Raw genomic sequence first — 25,571 nt, 5'->3', positions numbered from 1 at the left:
AAAAAATGACCCATAAGAAGGATGTTGTCCGAGAACAATACCCTCTTGTGGGTCATTCGTATAGTTATGCTTGGGTTTCAAAAAGCCTTCGCTGGCTACGGAATTCCAGCGCCGTGATGCCTTCGGTTTCTTTGAATATTCTCGTAAAATGCTTCACGTTCTCAAAGCCAACCTGATCGCTGATTTCGTATACCTTCAAATCGGAATGCACCAGAAGCTCCTTCGCCTTGTCCAGCCTTAACCGGCGAACATAATTGGAGAAGCTCTCGCCGCTGTATTCCTGGAAGGCATAACTGAAATACGAGTAATTGAGGGAGAAATGGTTGGACACGACCGCCATGTTCAAATCGTCGGCATAATGCGTCTGCAAGTAATGAAGAACCTTTTGCATCGTATTTTGTTCCGTTGGCGCTTGCTCTCTCCGATTTTGGATGAACCGATCAAGACTATCGATAAGCTGTCCGACGGCTGTGCAATAATCTCCGAAGCGGTCGAAGTTCCCGATGTGGCCCACGTTGGCATACGTCCTTAATTGATCGAGCACCTTATATCCGTAGATGCTGTACAGCTTGTCGAACAGCTCTTCGTTGAACAGCTGGCTAATCCGCTCCAGATACCCGATCTCGCAGCTGCTAATAATGCTGACGTCGAGGATTTGATTAAGAAGCTGTTTGATTTCATCGCCTCTCCCCATCCCAAGGAGATTCAATATTCGCTGAATCAACTCAACAGGTACGGCATACTTCTCATTGCGTTCGCTTAAAATCGTATGGTCCAGCACATCGCGCTCTGAAAGCAGAATACCGTACTTCAACGTTTGCTTCGCTTGGCTGTATGCCCATCTTATCTGCCCGATCCCTTGAACGGAATCGCTTGTTGCAATTCTTAGCTGCGACCCGTATGCATGCCGCCTCCATTGTTCTGCCAACCGGCGGAACAGTACCGGATCGCGCGCGAGCATCATCGTTCCGCCTTTTCCGTCACGCGTGAGCAGCCAATCCGCATGCCCCTGTAACAGCTCCGCAATTTGATTCCTGAATGAAGCAGCATCCGTACTGCCAGCCTGTAATCCTCCATTGCGCCGCAAAATCAACCCCAGCGTATATCCTGCATCCAGCCACTCTAAGCCCGCCTGCTGAAGCTTATTTGGTGTCAACGCATCGTCCGCATCCATCTGGGTCAAATGCAGGGTAACCAGCTCGGCAGCCAAAAGGCTGGCATTCTCGCCCGTCCTGTCTGCTTGCTCTTCTCTTGCCCTTATCTCCCGTATCAATCGCTCCAAAGCGGCAAACAATTCTTCCCGAACCACCGGCTTTACGAGATAATCCTTCACAGCATAGCGGATCCCTTTCTGCGCGTATGCGAAATCATTATACCCCGACAGCAATACAACCTCGGGTTTGACCGGGTGATCTTGCAGATGCTCAAGAAGTTCGATTCCATCCATAATGGGCATTCGGATATCGGTTATCAAAATATCCGCAGGCTCTCGGATTAAAAGCTCCAGCGCTTCTTGTCCATTCTCGGCAAATCGGTAGTTGAACCGATCAGGAAACTGCCTCTCGATTACCGATTGCAGACCCCTCCGGATGATTTTCTCGTCGTCGACGATCAGCAACCTAATCATCGATGTCCACTCCTCCTCCCATGACTCTATACGGTAAAGTCATGATTATGCGCGTATAGCTTCCTTCCTGGCTTTCGATCTGAATCCCGTATTCCGGCCCATAACTCATCACCAAGCGTTGATCCACATTACGCAGACCGATTCCGTTGCTATCCTCGTTATCCTTCCGAACAACTTGCTGCCGGACATCCTGGTAAGCGGACTCTTCCATTCGCAGCATTTGATTCAATAAACCGAGCATCTCTTCCGGTATGCCGCAGCCGCTGTCCGTGATCTCTATGACGCAAGCTCGGCCACGCTTGGTTGCAGAGATAGCAACGACAAGATTTCCGTCACTGGAATGCATGCGGCTCATCCCGTGCTTGATTGCATTCTCGACTACGGGCTGGAGTGACATTTTGAGCGATTCCTGCGTGAGGCATTCCTGTGCAATCGACAGACGGAGATCAAGTCGTCCATCATAACGGATATTCATGACGGATATATAATGCTGAACCTGCTTAATCTCGTCACTGAGCATGACGTGATCCTGTTTCCATTCCATGGAATACCTCATCATTCCGCCTAGCGAGGTCATGATGTCCGATATAAGGTACTGCCCTTCAATCTCCGCCAGCATCTTGACATTTTCCAGCGTATTGTAAAGGAAGTGGGAATCTATCTGATTTTTTAGCGCCTTAAGCTCAGCTTCTTTACCCGCCGCCTGTCTAGCTGCCTGCTCTTGGATGAGCTCGTTAATCTTCAGAATAAGCTCGCGGTAATGAAAGCCGAGCTCCCCTACCTCATCGCTGCCGGTCATTGGCGGCAGCTCGACGTTGAAGTTACCGCTTCTTACCTGTTGCATCGATTCTCTTAACACCTTAAGCCTGCGCAAAATAAACGCCTGCATGAAGTAAGACAGCACAACGAGAAAGGCCACCAGTAACGAAATGAGTACAAGATAACGAATCCTCGAATGATTAATGCCCTCCATCGTGTCCGCAAGACTAACCATATTGACCAAGTGTACGTCGACCGATGGAATGTAGATCTGAAAGGCCAGGTAGGACTGCCCGCCTACCTCGAACTGAACCGTCTCGTAATTTGTGTTACTAGTCAGTTTCACCCTGTTCATTAATTGCTCCGCGCTATGCTGCTTGAACAAGGGGGAAGTCTTCAAGCTGTATACCTGTCCGTTCCTCGCTGCTACGATCAGCTGGGAGTTACTGTCCTGCACGCTGCTGAACGTTTGAGTGAAGAAATCCGACAGCTTCATGGATATCTCTAAAATCCCGTTATGCGCTCTGTTGTCCGCATACTTGAATTCCTGCAAGTATGTCATGAAGGGCTCACTGGGGGATGGTTCGGAAGGCAAGTCGGTGAGGACTACGCTCTCCTGTATTTCCCACCACGGCAAACCGCTCTGCTTCATTACATCATCATGCCAAGACTTATCCCGAATACGTGATTCCTGTAGAATGACTGGCCAGATCTCGTTCACGTAAAGGTTGTCCGTGAACAAACGGACATTCGCAATTCTTGGATTATTGAATAGAAAATATTGAAAGTTGTTGACCACGTCTTTCTTAATATGAAGAACATACGCTGCACTCTGCGTTTGTTCGATTTGCAGATAATTGTTCATTTCCCGATTAGACAATGCCAGCTGACCGGTCCATCCCATCAGCTCTATATTATTCTCAATGTTTATCTTCTCGACCGCGAGCACGTTCTCGTTATTCTTCGTCAATTCTTCCATCGCCTTGGCAGACTCTTCATTTAGCGTATACCAGGAGAATAGAATAACAGGTATGAGGATGACGAACACAAACGACAGAATCAGTTTGACTTGAAGCGATAGTTTTAACGTGAATGCGCGTACCCCCATTAACAAGCGTATTAAAGAATATCCCATCTCCGGTTTCACATCCTGCTGCTTCTAAAAGAACTATTGCTTGAAAGACGACTTCAGCTTCTGTACATTCCGTTCATAGGCTGCTTGCCGGATAGCCATAATAGCCCCATACTCGGGATCCTTGGTAATGGTGTTCATGAATCCGGAGTACAGTTGATCGAATTCGGCATCCGATCCCGCCATCAGCAGCTTCGGCAGCGTCTCGGCCCAGAGCCGCGTTTGTTCGCCTTCCGCAATCCCTTCCTTCGTCGTCGGGTCCGGATCCAGATTGTCGAACTCGGACATGCTGATCGTCTTGCCTCTCGTCCAATCGGCAATTTGCTTGGCCGGCTCTGCATTCATCCCCGTCATCCATGCTAGATTCATGTTTGTATCCATCAGCATCCAGTACATATAAGAACCGCCATATTTTTTATCAAACGCTTGGCGGTCGGTGTTGAGCAGATGCATCACCGCCGGCAAGAATTGATCCTTGCCGTCTATCGTATCGTAAGTAACGCCTTTTTCTCCTAAGTACAGATCCTTGTTTCCCTCTTCGCTGAGCAAATAGCTGAGGAAGGCAATTGCCCGCTTTTTATCCTTGACGTTCTTCGAGATGAGCGTCACCGTCCATCCGGAGATGCCGTTGCCCGCAAGTGTAGGCGCATCATGTGCGTCATTCGCAGGACCATCAATCGCGATATATACTTTATTGGGGTCCTTCTGATATAACTTTTGGTTAATCTCCGTAAAATCGGACCATTGATAGAGCATGGCGAAATAGCGGCCTTGCGATATTTTCTCATCCTTTTCCAGCCGCTTTTCATCAATATAGACATCCGTCGGCATTAGCCCGTCCTCATTCGCTTGACGGAACACCTTCAACCATTTCAGATACGTTGGATCGCTGCGGCGATCATACAGCTTACCGTCTTTCTGCTTCGGGATCGCCAGGAAATTCTGTAGATACTCGTCCAGCGAATAGTTGCCGGTTTCCGTAAACTCATGCAGACCGATTGGAATGAGCGGCTGGCCGTCCACCTCGGGGAACTTCTCCTTCGCAGCCCTTAGCGCTCCGAGAAACCCTTCCGGCGTGCTCATATCCGGCTTCCCGAGTGCTTCATACAAGTCTTTCCTGACTACAAAGGTCTGATTAGAGGTAAAAAGCTGACCGTATTTTTCATAATCGGCAGGGGATGAGGATGCATTCGGGTAACCGTACACCTTGCCGTTAGACTGTGTGTACCAGCTAAGCTTTGCGGGATCCGCAACCTTAAAAAAATAAGGATCGTATTGATCCGCCAGCTCGTTCAACGGAAGCACCATATCACCATTGATCATTTTCTGAACGGCATCCTCGTACCAGCCTAGCGTAATGAAATCAGGGAGCGATCTTGCCGACATCATCGTATTAAGCTTCTCGCCGGCGTCGCCGGCAGGCACGATAAAGTTCAAGCTGACGCCTGTCTTTTTCGTTATATAATCGGAAACGGCGTTTCCTCCCCACTTGCTGGTGAACCAATCGAAATTGATATACCAATCAAACGTAATCGGCGTCGTGTCCAGCTTCCAGGCAGGCTCATCCGGAGAAGTCTTCTTATCAGAAGCATCTGCCTCCATAGAATTGGCGTTCGAATTCGCGGGATCTTCAGCAATGCCATTGCTCGAAATGCCAGTGTTAACGGAACAAGCCGCTAACGTCCAACACATCATCAGAGCTATTAACAGCGTTGCTGATTTAAACATCTTACCCATTAACTACTCTCCTTTGCCTGCACAGCAAATAACTAAATAAACCGTTATTGTAATATACTACCAAAAATTAGTAGAATTATGCTGGTCAGTAGCCTCTATTTTACAGCTAGTATAAAGGTTATTGCTGGCAAATAAAAGAGATTACATTCCTAGATAGAGTTACTATTTTGCAGATTTCCTCTGTTCCAACGTCGAATAAGCGAGCACAACAAGGAAATTTTTCTTCCTTGGCTCGCTTTGATTATATATGATTAGTCATTCGCTTTATTTGATTATTGCAGTAAAAAATCAATGCATTTCTGTACAGAAGGATTATTGTAATGATACTTTTTATACACAAGCTTGATCTCGCGAACGGGCGTTGGGCCAACAAGACGTATCATTTTCAATTGCATGCCAGGGAAACCTTCCATTATAGAGGCAGGTAAAATAGCTACCCCCATCTTTTGCAGTACCATGGAAAGAAGGATTTCCGTAGAGGTTGATTCAAACATGGATAGCAGGTTTTTCGAAATCTTGGCACTGGATGCGTGAATGTAGTCGATCAAACGCGTATCCCCAACTATCAAGGAAGATTCTAAATCTTCCAGCTCTTGAAAAGACATGCTGGTTCGATCCGCCCATGAATGATCTTCATAAACGATCAGCGCTTGTTCTTCTTTATACAGGTGTGTCATTTGAATTTCTTTGTTTGGGTAATATTGATCGGCTACGCCAATATCGATACGGTCATTCAATAATTGCTGCGTCGTATTCTCCGCACTGGAAAATTTCAATGCAATGTCGGGGTGCTTTTCATGAAATTCCAGAAATCGGGATGCCAATCTAAAAAAGTACGTCGGCGAAATGCCTATCGAAAGCTTGTTTACCCGGGCGTAACGCAATTCATGCGTTTCTTTTTTGGATTCCTCAATGAGCCTCATCACGGAAAGAGCTTTTTTGTACAGGATTTGTCCGTCAGCCGTAATCTTTACCCCTCTGCCAAATCTCTCAAACAAAGGCGCTCCAACCTCCGACTCTAAGAAACGAATCTGTTGGCTTAAAGTGGGCTGCGAAATCAATAAAGCATCCGCAGCCTTCGTAAAGCTGCCTTCTTTGCAAATTTGAATAAAACATTCTAATTGCCTGAACACAATAGATTCACCTCATCCTCTCTTACATAGGAATCCATCTCCTGAATGAATAAGCGCGTGGTGGATTTCATATTAACGGAGTTAAGGTATAAGAGAGAGATATCCCAATAAGGAATATGCCCTTCCAGTTTGACAATACGCAAAGAATCGTCCCTTAGACTTTCAAGCAAAGACGTTGGCATAAGCGCCGCTCCAAGTCCCTGGCGAATCCAATGCATCATTACCGAAGTGGCGGACGTTTCTATAATCGACTTCAATGCAAACCCGTAAGGGAAACAATACCTATCAATTAACGATTTGTTCTGTTCCCGAAACATAATCGAATTCATTTGCTTCAAAGATTGAAACGGAATGGAAGACTCCTTGGCCAAAGAATGCTCGGAGTGAACCAATAACGCCATTTCTTGTCTATACAAATGAGTCGAAATAACCGAATCATCGGAAACCGGATAGGCCGTTATTCCAAAGTCTACCTGTTGCTCCAAAACTTTTTTCTCGGCATCCTCTGCATCCATAATTTTCAATAAAATATTCGGGTACTTTTGATGGAATTTCATGAAGAAAGGGGCTAGATACTCCATCTCCGCAGGACAACATCCAATGGAAATCGTTTCTCCGGAACTATTGTTTCGCCCCTCTATTTCATTTCGCGCTTCTTCAAGAAGATTCATTATGGCATTGCCCTTATTCAAAAGGATTTTTCCGGCTTCCGTTACTTCAACTCCCCTGCTTACCCGATCGAACAATTGAATATTGTACTCACCTTCCAAAACCCGAATTTGCTGACTTAGCGTAGGCTGGGTCACACCTAGTTCTTCTTTGGCTTTTGTGAAGCTCCCAGATTTGCAAACTTGAATAAAATATTCAAGCTGGCGCAATTCCACAGTGTATTCCTCCTTAGTGAAACCGGATTCGCTCCATACATGGCTGCCTTTATCGACTATCCTCCTCTTATGTTTTTAGCTCTAACCTCTCATTAACCATTATATGAAAGAACCTGTCCTGTAATATATCCGCTAGATTTCAGGTTATGGTTGCTGGATTTTAGGGTTGGTGCACTATCAGCATGATTTACCGGTCGGCAAAAGAAAAAGCCACTCCCGCAAGAGTGGCTTCCGTAATCTAGTTTATTCCAACCGTCTGCACCGCGGAGGCAGACTCCCCCTGCTGCCGAGGCAGCTTGCGGCGGCGGATCCAGCGCGTGCCAACTAGGATGGCGCGGAACAGTTCATCCAGGAGCAGGCCAACCAATGCCCCCATAATGCCCATATGGAACACTACGCCAAACACATAAGCCCCGCCTGTTGCGAAGATCCACATGCCAAGCATGCTGCTCATGGCCACAAACTTAGCTTCGCCAATCGCCGTTAAGGACTGGATGAAGGAATACGTCCATGTCCGCATCGGCTGCCAGATCATGCACCAGAAGAACAAGGGCAGCAGGATGCCGGTTATCTCTTGGTCCGACGTAAACCAGCTGATCGTTGCATGTCCAAAAGCATACAGCAGCACGGCCAGCGCAAAGGTTGGCACCATGCCGATCATGGCAGCGCGGTACGGAGCCCGGTAGACTTCGTCGTACCTCTTCCCGCCGTACAGCTGACCGCATTGAATCTGGACGGCCATACCGATGGAATTGCCGATCAGCCAGGGTAGCTGCTGGATAATGTTGAAGTAGGAAAATGCCGCCAGCTGCGCCGCCCCCATCGACGAGACGATCGCCAGCGTGACAATCTGCGAATATCCCCAGGATGCCGCATTTCCCAGATTCGGCAGGCCAATGCCAACCATCTCCTTGAGCAGCGGACGGTCAAACCCGCGCCAGTCGCTCCGCTCAAACGGGCTTGGGAACGAGCGAAGCAGGAGCCATACGCCCACCGCACACGCAAGCAGCCGGCTGATGATCGTCGAGATCCCTATCCCTTCTATCCCCATCTGCGGGAATCCGAACTCCCCAAAAATAAACACATAGTTCAGCAGCACGTGAACCACGTTCATTCCGATTGCAATCATCATCGGCCCGCGCGTATTGCCGGTGTTCCGGATCATCACGGTGAGCATCATATTAAGCTGCGTCAAGATAGAGCAGCCCCCGATAAAGGCCATATAAGTGGTTGCTTGCGGCACCACCTCGGCAGGCGTCCCCATTAGACGCACGATAGTACCCGAGCCAAAAGCAAACAGCAGACTAACCAGAACTCCGCCAATCAGCCCGACTTTAATCGCCATCGCCGCGGCGCGTCTCGCCGTATGGGGATCGCCCGCTCCCCATCTGCGCGCGATTACGATCCCTGCCCCGCCGTTAATAAGCACAAAGATCGTAAGCAGGGAACGCATCACCTGATTGGATACGCCTACCGCCGACACCGCATTATCTCCCAAGCGGCTGACCATTAAGGAATCAACGGTTCCCATCAGAAACTGTAAAATCAACTCGATAGCGATTGGCCATGCGAGCGCGTATAAAGAGATGGATCCGTCTTTCTTTATCTGAGCCATCGCTGCCCGTACCTCCCAGTTTTATTTAATCCATTTTGCTCCAACAATCCGATATCCACTGGGGTATCTATGTGTGATAACATTAACCAATATAGAACGTTCGACGATTAATGTCTTAATGCTTCTTGTTGTTTATTATCCCGATCTTGCTAATCTGATGGCTGGAGGCAGTACCTATGCGAAGTGATTTATGGGAAAATACCCTGATGACCGATCCGGCTCTGCCGATTAATGTGTTCCATCCGACCTTTAGGATCGGGTGCTCCTTGCCTCTTCACTGGCATGAGCATTTTGAACTCATCTACGTCGAAAGCGGCGAGGTTCTCTACACGATTGGCGGACAGCCGTTCCCTACCAAGCCGGGCGACATGCTGTTCGTCAACAGCGGCGAGCTCCATTCGGCATCCTCGCTTAATCCGAACGAGCCTTTTACGATATACGCGCTTGTGTTTAATCCGTCTATACTAGGCCTGAAAGAACCTCATATTGTTGATCTGGTCGCTCCTTACACGAACGGCATGTCCATGATTGCGAACCGCATTGAACAGACGGATTCGCGGTACCCGCTGTTAAAGAAGACAACGCTGCAGCTAGCCGAAGAATTCGAACGGAAGCCCCGCGGCTATGAGCTGGCCGTCCGCTCTTACTGCCAACTGCTCTTCACCTGGCTGAGCCGGGAATTTACCGTCATGCAGCGCAGCGACACCGAGATGAACGCGTTCCGCGAGAGAACCAACCGGTTCAAGGAGCTGCTTACCCGCCTGGAATCCGACGTGGCCGAGCGCGTAACCGTTGAACAGGCGGCCTCTTTTGTCCATATGAGCCCGTACCACTTCTGCCGCATGTTCAAGAAGGTTACGGGCCAGACCTTTGTGCAATACATGAATCTTAACCGCATTAACAGAGCCGAATATTTGCTGAAAAACACCGCCATGAGCGTCACGGACATCGCCGCCGAGATCGGCTGCAGCAGCATTAACAGCTTCTCGAAGCTGTTCCGCCAGCTGCGGGGCGTGTCGCCGCGCGACCTTAGAAAGGGGCAGACAATATGAAAAAAGTAACCGCTTTCCCATTAGCGGGACATTTACTGTCAACAACGGGAGGCAATCTGGTTATGGCCGAGTGGACGGCAGAGGGCTGCACTGAAGGGGCGGAGCCTATGAAAATCGCTCCGCTGCACATTCATCGCGAGGATGATGAGGCATGGTACGTACTGGAAGGAACTCTTGCCTTCCGGATTGACGACCAGACGGTGGAGGCGAACGCAGGCGACGCCGTTATGGTGCCCCGGGGAGCCGCCCATACGTACTGGAATCCAAAGGCCGAGTCCGCGCGTTACCTTCTAATCATGACGGTCCGGATCAGCGAGTTGATCGAAGCCATCCACGCCGCCCCGGATCGCAGCCCGGAAGGGCTGCGAAGGCTATTTGAAAAGTATGAAACCGAATTCATAGGATGGTAACGGTTTATAAAGGGGCAAGAAAGATGGTTTGAGCACGAAAAAGCAGACGGGTTCCCGCCTGCTTTTTCGTGCTGTCCTAATCAATGCTCTTCCGCCAAGCCGATAATCCCCCGGCCCCCGCGTCTGCTGCCTCTAGTTTACGTAACGCCTGAAATGCTTCGTCCTGCGAACAAGTCTGCAGTGCGACATGTACAGACGCGTGCTTTTCTTTTGCGTGTGGCTTTTATAATCCCTTCTCCTTATACAGACGTAATGCCGCTTCGACAAGGAATACACGCGAAAGCCTCTGCGTATGCACCGCCCCACCCAGCCGGAATCCGAGCCGACCTTCTTGAACTCGGGAAACGGGACGCGCTTCCAGACCGACTTCTTAAACACCAGCGTGCCGCCCTTGATGCTGCGCGAGTATTTCCTCTCGCCCCCCCTGCGGAAAACCATCAGTGAACGATAGGCCTCAAAATAAATATAGGAGGTATGCTTGCCTACAATAGACGCCTTGCCGCTCTTGATGGCACGCGCGGCTTCACGCAAAAATTTGGGCCCGTAATAATCGTCATCGTCAAATTTGGCGATGATGCCGTCCTGAGCCATATTAATGGCATAGTTCAGGCATTTGCCAAGCTTATATTCCTGGGGGAGCTGGATCACTCTAACTTCGTTCTCCGGGTATTGGTTGGCCCTCTCCTGGTAAAGCTCGATATCCATCTTGTCGTTATTCAAGACGATAATCATCTGTTTGTCCTTCCAAACCTGCCGATCGTAATTATCGAATACATTATCGATGAATTTGGATCTCATCGTACACGCGATTACGGTGATCATCTTACTTATCATCTCCATTCGGCGCAGCCAGCAGCTTGGCTTTACGCCGGTTCCATAATGTATTTTTTTTGATTTTATACAATTTTTTATTGATGATTTTCTCATACAAACTTAAGAAGCGATCCGTCATGATTTGATCGGAATAGCGGGTCCTGGCATAACGTCTGCATTCGCTGGCTTTCGGCAGCCTCTTATTGCGGTACTTAATCTTCATCGCCATCTCGGATGTGGTTCTGCATAGGAGCTGAGGCATTCCTTTAAGCACCTCGGCAACGCCGCCTTTATTGAAGCCTAGTACGGGCGTGCCGCTGGCCAGCGATTCGATGAGAACCAGTCCGAAGGGTTCATCCCAGGTCGACGTGAACAGGACGCAGCTTGCGTTGGCGAGCAGCTCGCGTTTGCGGTCTCCGCCGACGGGGCCGATATAGCTGATTTTGCTGCCGAGATGAGGCTTGATTTTAGCATTGAAATAAGCCTTGTCGTTCAGCGTGCCTGCAATGATGAGCCGCATGCCTGTTTTTTTGGCAACCTTAATGGCAAGGTGGACACCTTTTTCCTTAATTAATCTTCCCATGAAGAGCAGGTAGTTTTGCTTGTCTTTCGTGTAGGTGTAATCCTCCATGCGGATACCGTTATGGACGGCATAGCCCTTTCGTTTCCCGTATTTGCGGAGAATGAATTTGCTGACGTATACCCGAAGCTGCACGTCCCCCTTGATCCCTTTGGAATGGGAGTTGCTTATAGTCGGAATAGGCGGATTCGCTTTCGCAACGATGCCGTAGTGATCGTGTATGATATCCACGTCTGGCGGGAGGTTTTTAATAATAAAGTCCAGCTGCTTTTTCGGATCATCCGACTCGTATTCGAACGTTTGAGTCGCATTGGAGGTTGATCCTTTCTTGGCAAACAGAAATACTTCATGCCCCCGGTTGACCAACTCTTCCGTTAAATAATGCACGTCGCGCTGCGTGCCCCCGTAATCCTTCGGAGGTACAGGAATCGTATTCGTCGATATTTGAGCAATTCTCAAATGTCTCTCAACTCCTTAGGTCCAATCTTCCCATAGGCATTCTTTGTAGGATATGAATGGACTTCTGTGCAGGGCACGGCGTTTGCACCATTACCAGCCACCTACTTTATACCGTGTACAGTATACGCCCATACCAAATGTTAGCCTTTTTAATAGAATAGTAGAAGTTGATAGAAAGAGGTGAGAAGCTGTTGAAGGGATTGATTCTCTGTGCGGGGAAAGGAAGCCGTTTATATCCGTTTACCAAAAAACGGCCAAAAACGCTTATACCCGTAACAAATACGCCCCTGTTGCAATTATCAATCATGAAGTTAATGGAGCTTGGTATAGATCGTATCGGCATCGTCATCCACCCATCCCAAGAAGCCGACATTCGCGCGCAATTCGGCGAGGGAGAGGCGTTTGGCATTGCGATTACGTACATTTATCAGCATGAGCCCAAAGGAATCGCGAACGCGCTAAAAAATGCGGAATATTATTTATCGGGCGAGCCGTTCCTGCTTCTTCTGGGAGACAATTTGATTTCCGCTCCGTTATCCGATCTGAAGTACGATGTCGAGCATGGCGGTGTACAAGCGTCCTTATTGCTCGCGGAAGTTGCGGACCCGCAGGATTACGGCATCGCGGAGATCCGGGATTCCCGAATTATAGGCCTGGAAGAGAAACCGGTAAAGCCGAAGTCGAATTTAGCGGTTATAGGAGGTTACGCGTTTACGAAGGAGATCTTTGGCGCCGTGAACAATATCAAGCCCTCTAAACGCGGCGAGTACGAAATCACGGATGCGATTCAGTGGTTGATCGAGCAGCATTACGACGTCGCTTACCGTGTGACCGACCAATTGAATATCGACGTGGGCACGAAGGAGCGATGGCTGCTGGCCAATCGAAAGCTGCTGGAAGCCGAAGCCTTGCAGAAACGGGTTCACGACTCCGTCCAGATGGAGCGCTGCACCATCGTAGAGCCGGTATCGATCGATAAGGACTGCGTGCTGAAGGATTGCCGGATTGGCCCATACGTTTCGGTGGGAGCGGGATCCAGGCTGGAAAACTGCCAAATCGAGAACAGCATCATTTTGAATGGGGTGCATATAAAAGATCTCCCATTCCCTATTAAAAATGTGATTATCGGCGAACATTCCATTGTCGCCGGGGGACTGATGGATAAAGAGGTGAAGGAGCCTTGAAAATTCTGATTATCGGTACGGGCTATGTAGGAGCCACGACCGCAATGGTATTTGCCGAGATCGGCTGGCAGGTAACCGGACTTGATATCGATGCGGGCAAAATCGAACGGCTGAAGAAAGGACAACTGCATTTTCACGAGCCCGGGCTTGAAGACCTGATTGCCAAGCATGTGCAAAGCGGCCGGTTGCGGTTTACGACGGACAAAGCCGCCGCCATTAAAGAGCACGACGTTATTTTCCTTTGCGTCGGGACGCCATCGCTTCCGGATGGAAGCGCAGACCTGCGCTACGTTGGGCAAGCCGCCGCGGATATCGGACGTTTGATGAAAGGCTATAAACTTGTTGTCACCAAAAGCACCGTGCCCGTCGGAACGCAAGAGCAGATCAAGAAGTGGATAGAAGCTGCGCAGCAAACGGCCTATCCCTTCGACGTCGCTTCCAACCCCGAATTTCTGAGGGAAGGCAAGGCCGTCGAAGATGCTTTGCATCCCGATCGTATCGTGATCGGTACCGACAGCCAGCGGGCAACGGAGCAGCTTAAAAAGCTGTATTGGTCTTTTACCTGCCCTTGGATTGTAACGACGCCAAGAACCGCGGAGCTTATCAAATATGCATCCAATTCGTTTCTCGCAACTAAAATATCGTATATGAACGAGCTTGCTAGACTTTGCGACGAGCTGGAGGTCAACGTAAAGGAGATTGCCGAAGGAATGGGCCTTGATCCCCGGATCGGGCCAAGCTTCCTGCAAGCGGGACTTGGGTACGGAGGTTCCTGTTTTCCCAAGGATGTCTCGGAACTCGTTACGACTTCGAGAAAGCATCATGTAAATCTTCGTATCCTGGAGGGGGTAACGGAAGTTAACCGCATGCAGTACGCCTATTTGCTCGACAAGGCGCGGTCGCGTCTCAGCGGCTTTGCGGACAAAACGGTTACGGTACTGGGGTTGGCGTTCAAGCCGGATACGGACGATATTCGCGAAGCGCCGGCTTTACGGATCATCGACCAATTGCTGCTCGAGCAAGCGAGCGTGCAGTTGTATGATCCCATTGCGTCTTTACCGGGTAACGCGGCCTACCAGGCAGTGAAGGTTTGCGCCTCGGCGGAAGATGCCTTAAAAGGCGCGGATGCGATTATTCTGTGCACGGAATGGCCGGAATTCGGACAGCTCGATTGGAAAAAGGCGAAGAAGCTCCTTAAGCAGCCCAACCTCTTTGACGGGCGCAATATGATGGACGCTAAGCGGCTGCGCGCGCTCGGCTATTATTATCAAGGCATCGGCAGCGGTTATTGATTCGTTTTTTTGCAGATAAAGAGAAGGCTGGCCTCGGAGTCCAATGACCCGAGGCCAGCCTATTATTTTACGGCCTAAATAATTTCGAGATCGTCTATTCCCGGCATTGGCGGATGAGCCGCATGCGGCTCCAGCTGATACCAGTAGGCGACGGATGCGATATCGTCCTGAAGCGGCAGATAACGCCCATGCGAACGCCAGCCCAGCGCCTGAATCGTCACCTTCAGATCATCCTCGAAGCGGATCGGATCCATTACATGGAACCGGTACATGCCAAAGCGCTGATTCGCCTTGTACAAGCCGTCGGCTTTAATCGCCTGATGCATCCCGAGGAATGGCGTGGAATACGTCACATACTGTCCGTTCATGTCCCAGTTCCAGGCGCCGCCGAAGTAATCCTCCGTCCCCGTGCTGCAAATTGTCGGATAATCCTTGTCGCCGTCCATATAGAACTTGACCTCACCCTCACCCCACCAGTTGTTGCTGTTCACCTGCCAGGCGAGATAGGTGCCGACGTAATGCCCTTTACCTTTAATGCCGTCAACAATCGTATGAACGTCCTTGTACGGAACAGGATTGCTGCGGCGCCACTGGGCATGGAAATACGCCATATCGTCCGGAACGTCCGTCAGCGTGTAGTTGATCTGATAATATAGAATCGTCGATTCATGCGACAGGTTCTGCATGACGATCCGCGCCTTTTTGCGGAAAGGCATTTCCCAATAGCTGTTGAAGCCGCCCGCCGGATTTACCGAAATCGGAAGCGAGTTCACGAGAGCGCGTTCACCCCAGCCGTTGCAGAAGAAGTCCCCGACCGGCACGTACACGGAAGGCTCCTCTTCCTCATCCCAATAAATTTTAAAAATAAGCGATCTTACAACCTGATGCGAGCAGGTCAGCCAAATATTCTGGATGACGCCCGGCCCGTCGATAACCCCCATCGTAAACTCCTGATGGCCCGCGATGCTGACCGAAGGGGATACCTTCCAGCCAACGCCTAGGTCACGTGCCGCTTGAGCTCCCGTACCTTCTGACGCCATAGCTCCCTTGCCCTTCTCGCCCGTAAAATTTTCCGGAGAAATCGATCTCGATATCGCATTCGAAACTCTCGCCAAATTGCCAAGTCCCATACCTAATCCGTTAAAAGCGTTCATGTTATTGAGTAGCCTCCCGGGATATAAAATTGTAGGTGATCCTGCCTGCTTACGCGTTTACGGCTTCCGTAATGCCGATTGCTTTGATCGTTATCTTGGAGGCTTGGAGTCCCTCCGCCGCTGCCGTGACAACAATATCCCCGGCCTCGGTTGTTGCTCTTACGTAAGCGAGAAGCTTGCCGCGATGGGCTTTGCGTACCCGCGAGCTGAACGGCTCGAGATCCTGAATATCGCCGTTTTCCATCCCGATAATTTCACCCGGACCTTCTATCGTCAGAGCAATCGGGTGCACGGCCAGATACACGGGACGACCCTCGCCATCCGTAATCTGAATTTCGATATGCGCGATATCCAGCCCGTCGGCCTGGAGCTCGGCGGCATCCGCATGCAGCTGCAGCCGAGCCGCCTCGGTTACCGTGTTAAGGACGCAGGAATAGGTCTCGCCATCTTTTCCTTTCGCCACCGCTTCCAATGTTCCTTCTTCAAAAGCCGTCTCCCAAGTCAGGTACAGCTCCGGCGCATCCGCCAGCTTCTTCACGCCAAGCGACCGGCCGTTCAGCAGCAGCTCCACCTCTTCGCAGTTCGTATGGCAGCTGACCTTAAGCTGCTCGCCCGCTTCCCAGTTCCAATGCGGCACGCCGCCGGTCCATCTTCTCGAGCCCTTCTCGGAATCCTCCGCCTTGATTGCGGCAAGGAAAACAACCGGCTTGCCGCTCCACAAGCTTTGGCGGTAATAATAGCTTGTTTTCTTGAAGCCCGCCGTGTCCATAAACCCGGCCCCGGCTACGCGCACCGGCCAGCCTTTGGCTTCGCCCAAGTAATCGATGCCGGTCCAGATGAACTGTCCGCTGATCGCATCGTTATCCCGAACCGCCAGCCAAGCCTGCAGGCTCGAGCCGTTTTCGCTGCCGTAGGTGACCCGGTCCGGGAATTTCCGGAGATCCTCCTCGTACAGATGCTCCTTATAGTTGTAGCCGACGATATCGAGCGCTTCCGCGTAACCGGTCAGGTTGGACAGCTCCGGAAAAGCAAGCGCAGCCGTTACCGGCCTTGTCGTATCGCATTCCTTAACCGCCTTCGCAAGCCGCCTTGCGATAACCGCCAGACGCTCCGCATTGGGCTTATTCGGATCGTATTGACGCTCCGCAGCCGGTTTGTTGGCATCGTTGTTGCCGGTCATCGTCTCGAAATAGGGGTGGCAATACGGATCATTCGGATAATCCACTTCATTGCCGATGCTCCACATGATGATCGAAGGATGGTTACGGTCGCGCAGCACCATTTCCTTCAGGTCGATCTCGCCCCATTGCGGGAAGTCCTCGTAATAGCCTAAATGCTTCGGCGGATACACGTTATGGCCCGTCGACCATTTGTTCTTCACGCCTTCCCATTCGTCAAACGCCTCGTCGATAACAAGGAAGCCCATTTGATCGCATAGATCCAGCAGATTGGAAGCCGGCGGATTATGGCTCATCCGGATCGCGTTGCAGCCCAGTTCCTTCAGCGCTTCAAGCCGGCGGACCCAGACTTTGGCCGGAACGGCAGCGCCTAAAGCGCCTGCGTCGTGATGCACGCATACGCCTTTCATTTTCATATTCACGCCGTTAAGGAAGAAGCCGTTCGCCGCATCGAATTCGAACCAGCGGATACCGGCCGGCGTCTCGACATGATCAACAAGCTCGCCGTCCCTCAGGATCTCCGTTCTGACCGTATATAGATAAGGGCTGTCCGGCGACCAAAGCTCTGGACCTGCAACAATCAGCGTCTGCTCCGTATCTTTCGCGGAGTTCCCCGGCAGGGCCATGCTGCCATGCACCGTCTGAACCGCTTGCCCCGCATGATCCAGAATCGTATTCTTTATTTCCACCAGCTCATCCTTGGCAGAACCGTTCGCCACTTTCACCTTAACCGCTACCTCGGCTTGCTCCTTCGATACGACAGGCGTTGTCACGAACACGCCGTACGTATCGATATGAACCTGATCGGTAATCGTCACAAATACGTCCCTATAGATGCCCGAGCCGGTAAACCATCTGGAATCGGCAATATCCTTATGGTCAACCTTTACCGAGATGATCGTTTCCTGGTCTCCAAACGAGACGAAATCCGTTATATCATAAGTAAAAGAGCTATAACCGTAAGGCCGTTTTCCGATATAATAACTGTTGCACCATACTTGCGAATTGTTGTAAACGCCTTCAAAAGTGATGTAGACGCGCTTGCCTTGAAGATTCGAAGGGAGAGCTATCGCTTTTCTGTACCAGCCGATACCGCCCGGCAAATAGCCTGTTCCGCTGGAATGCTCCTCGGAGAACGGCTCTTCAACCGACCAGTCATGAGGAAGAGTAACCTGACGCCAATTGGAATCGTCTAAGCCTTTATACCAGGCACGAGGCTCCTCGCCTCTATGAAATTTCCAATTCAGATTTATATGGTTAATGATACGCCCCTTGTTCATCCGCTTTCCCCTTTCGCATGCCCTTAATTGCGATTCACCTAGATTATAGAGCTATAATAGGGAATATAGAATGAATCAAATTGCTGTAAACATACACAAAATTGTTGTTCCGGGAGTGACGCTTTGTGATCAGTATATCCGGTGATGCCCACAGCTGGCAGGAACGCGGAATTGAGGATAAAGAGCAATTTCTGGCCGTCAATTGGTGCGGCTACCAAAGGCTCCAGACAAGAAGCCTGGCACGCAATCGCGAGCATGGGCGGATAGATTTTCAACTGATCTATATAACGGGCGGCAAAGGGCGCTTTCGATTCCATAACGAGACGATTGAGGTTCCAAGCGGCAGCCTGGTCGTCTATACGCCGGGGCAGCCGCAGCATTACAGCTATCAAGCCGAGGATGGCACGGAGGTCTATTGGATTCATTTTACCGGGTACAGCGCTTATGATTACCTGCAGCAATTCGGCCTGCTGAAGCAGCCCGTTCATACGGTCGGCATGATAGACGAAGTAACCGCTTTGTTCAAAAAAATCATCCAGGAGCTGAACAGCCATCGGCCGCTCGGCAGTCATCTGGTTAACGCTTATCTGCTCGAGATGCTTACACTGCTTGGCAGAAGGCTGCAAACGGCGGAAGAACCCGGAGTCCTGGGACGGCATCCCGACATTAATCAGATGATTGCTTTTATCCATGAAAAATACAGCGATTCCTTAAGCATCTCCGAACTGGCGGGCGAATGCTCCTTGAGCGTATTCCGGTTTATTCACAAGTTCAAAGAAGTGACCGGCATGACGCCGATGAAATATATTACCGAGATCCGGATCAACGAAGCGAAAAAGCTGCTGTCGGAGTCTTCGCTTCATGTGAAGGAAATTGCGGCCGTTGTCGGCTATGATAACCCGCTCTACTTCAGCCGGATTTTCCGCAGCACCGTAGGCATTCCGCCAAGCGAATACAAGAAGCAGTTTCAATGAGGGAGTAGGCATAAAAAAGCCCTGTTCCGGGAACAGGGCGGATATTATTCTTCTGCCGGGCTTGAGAGGATGATCTTGTAGGGATATCCTCTTCCTCCATGCCGCCGAGGCTACATTGGATTGTATACAGTAAAAAGGCCGTTTTTGCCCGGTAACTCAATCTACGTTGGATTGTCTACATTATATTAGGCTCCTTAATGACGATAAGGGCCTATTTCCGAGTCTTTTACTGGAGGGAATCCATCGTAGTCTCCGATATCTTTCCTTTTATCTCATTTCACTGGAGTAAATCCAACGTATGCGACTATGTTCTATTGGCTTACGGTTATGATCTCATAAGGATAGCCGGGAATTACGGATCTCCGGTCTTGCGATCCCGCTATCGTGACCGAGAATGGCACAACCTCCGCTTGCGTCTGCGTCGGAAACCAGGACCGATCCTGGGAGGCTACGATAAACAGGCCATGCTCATCTCCGACTGGTTGGAAGTTAGTGCCGTTGCCGCGCCATGGATCTAAACCGAGCTCCTCCCGGCAATACCGTACAACCTCCGGCACGGCTGCTGCCGGCATGCCCAGCTCGCTGATGCCTTGCACGTCCTTCTGGATCGAGAACGGTCCCTCCGCTTGACTGGCCAGGTTATGACGCGCGATGAATTCAACGATATTGCCCGCGGCATCGTAGAAATAGCAAGCATGTGCATTCCAATCCTCAAAATGGAAAATCTCATCCCGCCCGTCGCTTAGCGTCCGGGTCCGTTCACGCACAAAGCGAACCGCCGACTCCAGCTTATTCTCTTCGATATTAAAGGCAAAATGATAGACATAGCTTTCATTAGCCTGCTTAAACGTTAATCGCGTATGCCCGGCCTTCACGGTGAAGGAATCTTCCGTTTCTTCTATTAATGGCAGGCCGAGCAAGCCGGTGTAAAAGCTCTTTTGCTCCGGCAAAAGAGGTGTGTAGAGTTCTAACCTTTGGATAATCATTCGACTTTCTCCTTCCATACTCATTCAAGGGTTTACTGGTAGACTGTCCCTACTCCCGCTCGTATTTCACGAGGTTAAATCCTTCGAATTTCAGCGTTAACCCGCCGTCAAGATCCTTAAGCTGCTCCACGGGAATAAAAGCGCTGTTTCTGCCGTTCCCGTCGTTTATCGGAAGCTTGATGCCGTTATCGGCATAATAGTCAGGCATAAACAAAACGTTGCTGAAGGAATGATCGCTATTAAAGATAGCGTCGGTTACAAAGCTGCCTTTGCCGTATAGATAAGTAGGATCAAACTTCAACTCGATATAAATATGATCCGAATTCTGGGGCGGGTTGTACCAAGCAACCGTTTCCAGGTAGATCTTCGTATGATTGCGGTTATAGATAAGCTTGTGCAGTCGGAACACTTCGCCTTGCTTCTTCGGAATATAGGCCGGATCAATCCGGAAATCCAGCCTCACCGACTGCTGCTGCCCCGCAATCCGGTAGCCGTTCCGCGAGAATATACGGTCTTCGATGACAGCCTGGGAATACCTCTCCTGCAGCATCGCGTGTACCGTTAGCAGCAAAGGTGTCAGCATAAAAGCGATCAGCAAGGCTGCAAGGCTTTTTACGGTAAAAATCCGTTCAAGCGAATAGCCGCGAATGCGAATGTTCACCTTCCTCATAACCTCCTTCGGCTCTTATTCTCTTCCTTCTATTGTACTCGAGCTCAGGCCTATAAATATGCTTACTAGTAAAATTTAACCTTTCTTATCGTTACAAAAAAATCCTGAAAGGAGCTTCGCCCTTTCAGGATTTTTACTATTTATTTTACCGCGCGGAAGCGGAATACCTTGCTCGAATAATCGCCATGGAAGAGTGGTGCCTGGATGCCGGCATGCATCAGCTCGTCGCCGCCGAATGCGCCTTCTTCTCCGTCGAGTACATAGTCGAAGTTCGGATCTAGCCCTTTCAGGCGGAGGCGGTCCAGCTTCTGATTAGCCTCTTGAAGAACGGATACGTAAACGACAAACGCTTCGCTCTTGTCTTTGGAGACAAACATCCAAGCCGTTTCGTTACCCTCAAACGGGCTAAGCAGACGGTAGAAGTCGCCGAATTGCACCAAAGGACGAACCTCTTTGTACAGTTCAACCTGCTTCTTCACGGCTTCTTTTTCTTCATCCGTAAACACGGTGAGGTCCAGCTCGTAACCGAAGTTGCCGGACAAAGCTACGTTGCCGCGAGTTTCAAGGGAGGCTTTACGGCCAACCTGATGGTTAGGAATCGCCGATACATGGGCGCCCATCGTGCTGATCGGATAAACGATGCTTGTGCCGTACTGAATTTTCAGGCGGGATACCGCATCGGTATTATCGCTGGTCCAAGTCTGCGGCATGTAATACAGCATGCCCGGATCGAAACGTCCGCCGCCGCCCGAGCAGCTCTCGAACAGAATGTGCGGGAACGACGATGTAATCGTCTCGAGTACTTCATACAGTCCCAGCATGTAGCGGTGAGCCGTCTCGCGCTGGCGGTCAGCCGGCAGGAGAGCGGACCCGATCTCCGTCATGTTGCGGTTCATGTCCCATTTCACGTAAGTGATAGGCGCGCTCGACAGAATATCCGATACCGTCTTCACGATGTAGTCTCTCACATCCTGGCGGGAGAAGTCGAGAATAAGCTGATTGCGGCCCTGCGATCTGCGGCGGCCTTCCACATGGAGGCACCAGTCCGGATGCGCCTTGTACAGCTCGCTCTCCGGCGAGATCATCTCCGGCTCGAACCACAAGCCAAATTGCATATCGAGACGTTTTACCCGGGCAACCAGATCCTCGAGTCCGTTCGGCAGCTTGTTCTTGTCTACAAACCAGTCGCCAAGGGACGTTGTATCGTTATTGCGTTTGCCGAACCAGCCGTCGTCGAGTACAAACATTTCGATGCCCAGCTCTTTGCCCGCCGTAGCGATCGCTTCGATTTTGTCCGCGTTGAAGTTGAAGTACGTCGCTTCCCAGTTGTTGACGAGGATAGGACGGGTCTTGTCGCGGAATTCCCCGCGAACCAGTCTTGTGCGATACAGCTCATGATAAATGCGGGACATGCCGCCAAGTCCGTCAGGCGAGAACACCATAACCGCTTCCGGCGTCTGGAACTGCGCTCCGGCTTCCAGCTTCCAGTTGAAGTCGAACGGATTAATGCCGATAAACAAACGCGACGAATGGTATTGATCGACTTCAACGCCCGCGATAAAGCTGCCGCTGTATACAAGGTTAACGCCGTAAACATCGCCATGATCCTCGGTTGCGCCTTCGCTGAGCAAGGCGAGGAACGGATTTTGCATATGGCTGGAGGAACCGCGGCGGCTCTCTACGGATTGCATGCCTGGCTCAAGCTTACGTTTGTGCACGTAACGCTCGCGCGCCCATGCGCCGGACAATTGCAGCATTTCGAAGCGGTCATGGACGAAATCCACGCTCATGCTAAGCGCGCGCTGCAGATCAAGCGTCATCTCGCCGCTATTAATGAATTTCACGGAACGCGTAATCGCGTCATGCTCCTCGAATACCGTATAGGACAGTACCGCCTCAAGTCCGGTCAGGTCATCCTTCAGCGTCAGCTCAAGCGTCTGCGCTTCCGAGTCCGACTCGACATAAACAGCCGGCAGGCCGTCGAGTTTCTTTTTCCCGCTGTAAATCTCGTGGGAGTGGTAAGTCAATTCCAGAATCGTGGAGCCGTTAGGCAGCTTCACTTGGTAAGCCGGCGAACGGAAATCGGTTGCTCCATAGGAAGGGTACTCCTGCGGCAAAGCATCAAGCGACAGATCCAGCTGGTTCTGGTCCGGATTCGGGCTGAACGAAGCTCTTTCCTTGATCTGGAGCAGGCGGTTAAGCTGCAGGCCTCTTACCTTCTTGCCCCAATAAATGTGAGCGGGATAACCCTGCTTCAGAATTTGAAACGCGTAGCTTGTGTTTTTGGATTGCAGATGAAATACGCGGGTTTCTTGATCGTAAATAATAGCCATTGTTAGGTTCCTCCTCATAAATGCAATAAATAATTTACCTGCTCGTTCCGCTGCTCTCCCGAACGATCAGCTTCGTGTTAATCGTAATATGCGAAGTGATTTCTCTTCCTTCTACTCGTTCAAGCAGCAGCTGCACGGCCGTCCGGCCCATCAGCTCGGTGTGAACGCGTACGGTTGTAAGCGGCGGCGTAAGGAAGGCGGATACCTCAATATCGTCGAAGCCGATGACCGCCATATCCTCCGGAACGCGAAGGCCGCGTTCATGAAGGGCGCGAAGCGCCCCAACCGCCATCGGATCGCTGGCAACAAAGCAGGCCGTCGGCCGGTGCCCGTCGTCTAACATCCGAAGCATGGCTTCATACCCGCCATTCGAAGACCAATCCGCCAAATAAATGAGCTCCGAATTGTAAATACCCCGCTTCTGCTGCAGCTCCGAGAACAGTCTGGTCCGGGGATCCTCGTGCTGTCCGTCTTCGCGATGCTGGTCAGGATTCGAGCTGCCTCCGATAAAGCCAATCTCCGTATGCCCCAGCTCGTTCAAATGGCGAAGCACTTCCTTCATCGCTTGGCCAAAGTTAAGCTGGACGGAATCGCAGTCATCCGGGGTCTGGTCGTGATTAACGAAGATCACTCTGTCCTTATGCGGATACAGCCGGTATACCTCCTGCTCATCAACGGAGCCAACCACAATAAGCCCGTCCAGCTCTGTAAGCGGTGTCACCTCGGACTTCAGAACACCGCGGATAACCTTATCGATTCCGATGCCAAGCTCCTCGCAGCGGGTTTCAATCCCGCGCCGGATGGCACCGAAGTATGGATCGCTATGCTCATCCTCAAGCGTTGACCACATGACGAGGCCAACCTTAATCGTGGAGATCAGCTGATCCTGCTTCATTCGCTTGAGGCGAGCCGGCTTATATTGCAGCTGTTCGGCAATACTAAAGATGCGGCTGCGCGTCTCTTCGCTGACACTCAGCGACAAATCGTTATTCAGCACCCGCGATACCGTAGCAGGCGAGACGCCCGCTTCGCTTGCAATTTGTTTAATTGTAGCCATAAATGCCTCATTCGTTAAAAATTTAGTTAATAAATTTACTAAACTACAATTAATATTGTAGCAAATAGCCGCGGAACACACAAGAGCGAAGCTCGCGGGATGCCCAAGCGGCAATCGCAAGCTTCGCTCTATTTTGGCATGGGACTAATATTGACCCCGCTCTTTATACTGCTCGGAAAGAGCAAAGGCGCTATCATAATCCGTGGCTGGAGCCAGGATTTGGAGGTCTTTGCCTTGGCCTGACGCAGACCCAACCGGTTCAAACAGCAGCAGCTTTAAGCTTTCGAATTCGCCTGTTTTCCAGATTGAACTGAACTGCACAATATTCCAAGCTTTGAGAGCTCCTGTAGTTGAATCGTGGGTGCTATCAAGATAAACCGTAACTCCCCAACCACTCTTTGTATCTTCATAAAAAGTGGTTCGCATCATATTCGCTTTCGTCACGTCATACTTTGCGATCTCAATCTTTCCCGTAAAGCTCTGATTACGGAACAGCTTCCGGTGAAATTTCCTTTTACCGTCACCGTCGTTTTATCAACCGTAGACGGATCTCCCGGCCGGAACTCCACTGCAGGATAAGTAAGATTTATCTTCTTCGGAAAATCGTATTTCCATACGATTAATCCAGCAAGAGCTAATAAAATAAATAGAACGATACCGGTTATTTTCAATCCTCTGCTCAGCATTAACGCCACGCCCTCCCCATTCTCAGAAATTACCATATGGAATAGAACGAGCGCAACAGCGAAAAAGGTTCAATTATTCATATGGCAGTGCAGACCAATATAGGTGACCGTCCGGAAGGAAAAAAGGAGAATCAGGATTGTCTTGGAAAGGCGTGTTGATTTTGTTTTGACATTCATTAGCTACAACTACATACACAAATTCTCCCCCTCGTTCTTTGATCAAGTCTCCTGCCTTCAAAGTTGATGCTTCGGGGTTAGTGATAGCCTTATTAATCAACTCTTCTGTCCAAGTAACTCCTTGATCCCTACTAACCATACATAGCTTCATCCTAGGCTTGTCCCGATTGTCATTAGCATGAGACACTATGGCATCTATAATCATTTTGCTTTTTTCAGGGCTAAAATCAGCACCAACGCAACGTACCTTCCTAGCCGTTCTTCGCTTCAGCCTGCGAAATTTTCGTCTATCTTCATTCCTCAAAGGTTGTATACTCTCCCTTCTTTATTCCTCATGCCTTCATGCGCAGCGAAAGCTATCAAATAAAAATAGGCAACCATGTCCGGTTGCCCTTTACC

Annotated in this window: 21 protein-coding genes; 5 read left to right on the top strand and 16 right to left on the bottom strand. The window is 50.3% G+C overall.

From position 1 onward, the window contains the following. Nucleotides 1-64 precede the first annotated feature (64 nt). From PGL01S_RS06830 to PGL01S_RS06805, 6 genes are all read right to left on the bottom strand, one after another. Nucleotides 65-1,627, bottom strand: coding sequence for a response regulator (locus PGL01S_RS06830; RefSeq protein ID WP_127492792.1), 1,563 nt, complete (start codon nucleotides 1,625-1,627; stop codon nucleotides 65-67). Then, nucleotides 1,620-3,521 (bottom strand): sensor histidine kinase, encoded by a 1,902-nt coding sequence (locus tag PGL01S_RS06825; RefSeq protein ID WP_127492790.1) that lies wholly within the window; start codon nucleotides 3,519-3,521, stop codon nucleotides 1,620-1,622. Before PGL01S_RS06825 ends, PGL01S_RS06830 begins: the two co-directional genes overlap by 8 nt. Nucleotides 3,522-3,554: 33 nt before the next feature. Further along, nucleotides 3,555-5,255, bottom strand: a complete 1,701-nt coding sequence (locus PGL01S_RS06820) for a type 2 periplasmic-binding domain-containing protein (RefSeq protein ID WP_244935527.1) — start codon at nucleotides 5,253-5,255, stop codon at nucleotides 3,555-3,557. A 272-nt stretch (nucleotides 5,256-5,527) separates the two neighbouring features. After that, nucleotides 5,528-6,388, bottom strand: a complete 861-nt coding sequence (locus PGL01S_RS06815; RefSeq protein ID WP_127492787.1) for a LysR family transcriptional regulator — start codon at nucleotides 6,386-6,388, stop codon at nucleotides 5,528-5,530. Further along, a complete protein-coding gene (locus PGL01S_RS06810; RefSeq protein ID WP_127492785.1) occupies nucleotides 6,373-7,272 on the bottom strand; it encodes a LysR family transcriptional regulator in 900 nt (299 codons plus the stop codon). The genes PGL01S_RS06815 and PGL01S_RS06810 overlap by 16 nt, the downstream gene beginning before the upstream one ends. Before the next feature lie 238 nt (nucleotides 7,273-7,510). Continuing rightward, the gene (locus PGL01S_RS06805) at nucleotides 7,511-8,887 is read right to left on the bottom strand and encodes an MATE family efflux transporter (protein WP_127492782.1); all 1,377 of its coding nucleotides are present in this window, start codon (nucleotides 8,885-8,887) and stop codon (nucleotides 7,511-7,513) included. Nucleotides 8,888-9,063: 176 nt separating this feature from the next. On the opposite strand from PGL01S_RS06805, the gene PGL01S_RS06800 reads away from it, so the two are divergent. Together PGL01S_RS06800 and PGL01S_RS06795 are read left to right on the top strand one after the other, a co-directional pair. Then, complete coding sequence (locus tag PGL01S_RS06800) at nucleotides 9,064-9,939, top strand: AraC family transcriptional regulator (RefSeq protein ID WP_127492780.1); 876 nt, start codon at nucleotides 9,064-9,066, stop codon at nucleotides 9,937-9,939. Next, nucleotides 9,936-10,349 carry a cupin domain-containing protein gene (locus PGL01S_RS06795; protein ID WP_127492778.1) on the top strand — a complete coding sequence of 138 codons (414 nt, stop codon included), beginning with the start codon at nucleotides 9,936-9,938 and terminating at the stop codon, nucleotides 10,347-10,349. Before PGL01S_RS06800 ends, PGL01S_RS06795 begins: the two co-directional genes overlap by 4 nt. Nucleotides 10,350-10,481: 132 nt before the next feature. Here the strand turns inward: PGL01S_RS06795 and PGL01S_RS06790 are convergent, their stop codons facing one another. After that, a complete protein-coding gene (locus tag PGL01S_RS06790; RefSeq protein WP_164775398.1) occupies nucleotides 10,482-11,171 on the bottom strand; it encodes a glycosyltransferase family 2 protein in 690 nt (229 codons plus the stop codon). Nucleotide 11,172: 1 nt separating this feature from the next. Then, nucleotides 11,173-12,201 carry a glycosyltransferase family 4 protein gene (locus PGL01S_RS06785; RefSeq protein WP_127492774.1) on the bottom strand — a complete coding sequence of 343 codons (1,029 nt, stop codon included), beginning with the start codon at nucleotides 12,199-12,201 and terminating at the stop codon, nucleotides 11,173-11,175. Nucleotides 12,202-12,368: 167 nt separating this feature from the next. Here PGL01S_RS06785 and PGL01S_RS06780 point away from each other — a divergent pair, with 167 nt between their 5' ends. Both PGL01S_RS06780 and PGL01S_RS06775 read left to right on the top strand, forming a co-directional pair. Further along, nucleotides 12,369-13,385 (top strand): sugar phosphate nucleotidyltransferase, encoded by a 1,017-nt coding sequence (locus PGL01S_RS06780; RefSeq protein ID WP_127492772.1) that lies wholly within the window; start codon nucleotides 12,369-12,371, stop codon nucleotides 13,383-13,385. Beyond that, nucleotides 13,382-14,677 (top strand): UDP-glucose dehydrogenase family protein, encoded by a 1,296-nt coding sequence (locus PGL01S_RS06775; protein WP_127492770.1) that lies wholly within the window; start codon nucleotides 13,382-13,384, stop codon nucleotides 14,675-14,677. The genes PGL01S_RS06780 and PGL01S_RS06775 overlap by 4 nt, the downstream gene beginning before the upstream one ends. 74 nt (nucleotides 14,678-14,751) lie before the next feature. Here the strand turns inward: PGL01S_RS06775 and PGL01S_RS06770 are convergent, their stop codons facing one another. Continuing rightward, the gene (locus PGL01S_RS06770; protein WP_127492768.1) at nucleotides 14,752-15,831 is read right to left on the bottom strand and encodes a glycoside hydrolase family 172 protein; all 1,080 of its coding nucleotides are present in this window, start codon (nucleotides 15,829-15,831) and stop codon (nucleotides 14,752-14,754) included. 49 nt (nucleotides 15,832-15,880) lie between these two features. Further along, nucleotides 15,881-18,289 (bottom strand): glycoside hydrolase family 2 TIM barrel-domain containing protein, encoded by a 2,409-nt coding sequence (locus tag PGL01S_RS06765; protein WP_127492766.1) that lies wholly within the window; start codon nucleotides 18,287-18,289, stop codon nucleotides 15,881-15,883. Between the two features lie 125 nt (nucleotides 18,290-18,414). On the opposite strand from PGL01S_RS06765, the gene PGL01S_RS06760 reads away from it, so the two are divergent. Further along, nucleotides 18,415-19,263 (top strand): helix-turn-helix domain-containing protein, encoded by an 849-nt coding sequence (locus PGL01S_RS06760; protein ID WP_127492764.1) that lies wholly within the window; start codon nucleotides 18,415-18,417, stop codon nucleotides 19,261-19,263. A 311-nt stretch (nucleotides 19,264-19,574) separates the two neighbouring features. Here the strand turns inward: PGL01S_RS06760 and PGL01S_RS06755 are convergent, their stop codons facing one another. The 6 genes from PGL01S_RS06755 to PGL01S_RS06730 all read right to left on the bottom strand — a co-directional run bounded on the left by PGL01S_RS06755 (nucleotide 19,575) and on the right by PGL01S_RS06730 (nucleotide 25,476). Continuing rightward, on the bottom strand, nucleotides 19,575-20,249 hold the full coding sequence (locus tag PGL01S_RS06755; RefSeq protein ID WP_164775396.1) for a VOC family protein: 675 nt from the start codon (nucleotides 20,247-20,249) through the stop codon (nucleotides 19,575-19,577). A 49-nt stretch (nucleotides 20,250-20,298) separates the two neighbouring features. Then, nucleotides 20,299-20,910, bottom strand: a complete 612-nt coding sequence (locus PGL01S_RS06750; RefSeq protein WP_127492760.1) for a hypothetical protein — start codon at nucleotides 20,908-20,910, stop codon at nucleotides 20,299-20,301. Nucleotides 20,911-21,059: 149 nt separating this feature from the next. Beyond that, the gene (locus PGL01S_RS06745; protein ID WP_127492758.1) at nucleotides 21,060-23,252 is read right to left on the bottom strand and encodes an alpha-galactosidase; all 2,193 of its coding nucleotides are present in this window, start codon (nucleotides 23,250-23,252) and stop codon (nucleotides 21,060-21,062) included. A 34-nt stretch (nucleotides 23,253-23,286) separates the two neighbouring features. Further along, complete coding sequence (locus tag PGL01S_RS06740) at nucleotides 23,287-24,309, bottom strand: LacI family DNA-binding transcriptional regulator (protein WP_127492756.1); 1,023 nt, start codon at nucleotides 24,307-24,309, stop codon at nucleotides 23,287-23,289. Nucleotides 24,310-24,453: 144 nt separating this feature from the next. Beyond that, the gene (locus PGL01S_RS06735; protein ID WP_127492754.1) at nucleotides 24,454-24,753 is read right to left on the bottom strand and encodes a hypothetical protein; all 300 of its coding nucleotides are present in this window, start codon (nucleotides 24,751-24,753) and stop codon (nucleotides 24,454-24,456) included. Between the two features lie 315 nt (nucleotides 24,754-25,068). Next, complete coding sequence (locus PGL01S_RS06730; RefSeq protein WP_127492752.1) at nucleotides 25,069-25,476, bottom strand: hypothetical protein; 408 nt, start codon at nucleotides 25,474-25,476, stop codon at nucleotides 25,069-25,071. Nucleotides 25,477-25,571: the final 95 nt, after the last annotated feature.

This window comes from Paenibacillus glycanilyticus NBRC 16618 (assembly GCF_004000805.1).
Taxonomy (GTDB): Bacteria; Bacillota; Bacilli; order Paenibacillales; family Paenibacillaceae; genus Pristimantibacillus; species Pristimantibacillus glycanilyticus.
This window is presented reverse-complemented; position numbering and strand designations above follow the sequence as displayed.

Bases quoted from the DNA above. Each gene is read 5' to 3' on its own strand.
- PGL01S_RS06790 (WP_164775398.1), bottom strand. From the start codon at position 11,171: ATGATCACCGTAATCGCGTGTACGATGAGATCCAAATTCATCGATAAT.
- PGL01S_RS06830 (WP_127492792.1), bottom strand. From the start codon at position 1,627: ATGATTAGGTTGCTGATCGTCGACGACGAGAAAATCATCCGGAGGGGT.
- PGL01S_RS06805 (WP_127492782.1), bottom strand. From the start codon at position 8,887: ATGGCTCAGATAAAGAAAGACGGATCCATCTCTTTATACGCGCTCGCA.
- PGL01S_RS06825 (WP_127492790.1), bottom strand. From the start codon at position 3,521: ATGGGATATTCTTTAATACGCTTGTTAATGGGGGTACGCGCATTCACG.
- PGL01S_RS06795 (WP_127492778.1), top strand. From the start codon at position 9,936: ATGAAAAAAGTAACCGCTTTCCCATTAGCGGGACATTTACTGTCAACA.
- PGL01S_RS06770 (WP_127492768.1), bottom strand. From the start codon at position 15,831: ATGAACGCTTTTAACGGATTAGGTATGGGACTTGGCAATTTGGCGAGA.
- PGL01S_RS06755 (WP_164775396.1), bottom strand. From the start codon at position 20,249: ATGATTATCCAAAGGTTAGAACTCTACACACCTCTTTTGCCGGAGCAA.
- PGL01S_RS06740 (WP_127492756.1), bottom strand. From the start codon at position 24,309: ATGGCTACAATTAAACAAATTGCAAGCGAAGCGGGCGTCTCGCCTGCT.
- PGL01S_RS06800 (WP_127492780.1), top strand. From the start codon at position 9,064: ATGCGAAGTGATTTATGGGAAAATACCCTGATGACCGATCCGGCTCTG.
- PGL01S_RS06745 (WP_127492758.1), bottom strand. From the start codon at position 23,252: ATGGCTATTATTTACGATCAAGAAACCCGCGTATTTCATCTGCAATCC.
- PGL01S_RS06765 (WP_127492766.1), bottom strand. From the start codon at position 18,289: ATGAACAAGGGGCGTATCATTAACCATATAAATCTGAATTGGAAATTT.
- PGL01S_RS06820 (WP_244935527.1), bottom strand. From the start codon at position 5,255: ATGGGTAAGATGTTTAAATCAGCAACGCTGTTAATAGCTCTGATGATG.